The following is a 1,330-nucleotide window of genomic DNA, read 5'->3' as shown; positions in this document are numbered from 1 at the left end:
CCCCTTAGCCGGGCGTTAGAATAAATTGGAAACTTCAGAGATGATATCTAAATACAAATCGTTTGAACCAAAGGTAATTCCTCAAAGTGCTCTTGTTAAGTTAGGCTTGTCAAGTGTGTTAGATGTGTCAGTCCAACCAGAATCGTACTCTCAATTGAATTATTGCTATAACAATGTTCAAAGGTATTTAGAAAACAATGCTGGCAAGATGGTGTTTGGTTGGATCACTTCTGTTTGGGGTAATCTTATTCTAAGACTGACTGCTCACGTAGTAGTCCAGAAGCCAGACGGAAAATTAGTCTGTATATCTCCATCGGCGTTAAATGCGAAAAAAGTAAAGTTCATACCAGACCCTGAAATCCCGGCTTTGATCAACAACGGTCGTATGCCCATAAAACATATAGCAATAAAAGAGCATGAACTTGTTCAACAAGTATTGGATATTGAGGCTGAGATTGAGACTTGGCATCTTTCCGGTATTGGAGCTATGACTGCACAAGTGGCCAATCAGTTCGACCTAAGACGTGCTTTAGCGTATTCAAATCTTGAAAAGCTAGCGCAGGAAGTAACTTCAAAAAATGATCAGTGTTTTTGCGGTTCAGCTAAACAGCGGAAGAAGTGCTGCAAATAAATTTATTCTAACAAATTGTTCAAGAGGGATTCGCAACGCGTGGCATTTTTACTATGCGTTAGTTTTAGTGATTAAGGTGGTTTGCAGAGGCCTCAGTATTGCGTTGCTCACCCCTTAACAAGGCGTTAGGCAAAGTAAGTTTTTATCAGCTAAATCGAGTTGGAATTGAGCGGTAAATTCCATGTTTTCTGGCCGAGCGTTATGAAGCAGGAGGCAATCATGACTAAACCACATGAAAATATCGTACTGGAACCAGTAGCTGAATCAGAGTTTTGCAATGTATTTTCGGCGACAAAGCAAGCTCTTAAACTTCATGTTGAACCCGTTTATGGGTGGGATGATGAATACCAGTATCATCGCTTAACTACTGAATATCAGCATAGCTGGTATTATTGGGTAACTTATCGAAATCAAAGAGTCGGTCTTATTTGCTTCAAACCGTACGATCAAGCATTTCATATCCACTTGTTGATCATCTTTCCAGATCATCAGAAGAAAAAATTGGGTTTTAAGGTTATCAATCACATCCATCAACTAGCGGCTGAAGCAAATAGAAATCTCATTACATTATCTAGTTTTAAAAGCAACAAATCAGCCATAGGCTTTTATAGTAGTTTAGGCTACCAAATCACAGATAGTGGTGATGAAAACTTCGTTAGTATGGCGTGTGAAATTGCTTCATAACAAACGGCTCAAGAG

Annotated in this window: 2 protein-coding genes; both read left to right on the top strand. The window is 39.2% G+C overall.

The window, feature by feature from the left end:
- Nucleotides 1-40 precede the first annotated feature (40 nt).
- On the top strand, nt 41-631 hold the full coding sequence (locus DD616_RS17005; protein WP_095457967.1) for a hypothetical protein: 591 nt from the start codon (nt 41-43) through the stop codon (nt 629-631).
- A 219-nt stretch (nt 632-850) separates the two neighbouring features.
- The gene (locus DD616_RS16995; protein WP_017046620.1) at nt 851-1,315 is read left to right on the top strand and encodes a GNAT family N-acetyltransferase; all 465 of its coding nucleotides are present in this window, start codon (nt 851-853) and stop codon (nt 1,313-1,315) included.
- The last annotated feature ends 15 nt before the right edge of the window (nt 1,316-1,330 follow it).

Origin of the sequence: Vibrio anguillarum, assembly GCF_003390515.1 — a bacterium.
Taxonomy (GTDB): Bacteria; Pseudomonadota; Gammaproteobacteria; order Enterobacterales; family Vibrionaceae; genus Vibrio; species Vibrio anguillarum.
The sequence above is the reverse complement of the archived record's forward strand: the minus strand, read 5'-3'. Positions and strand labels throughout refer to the sequence as shown.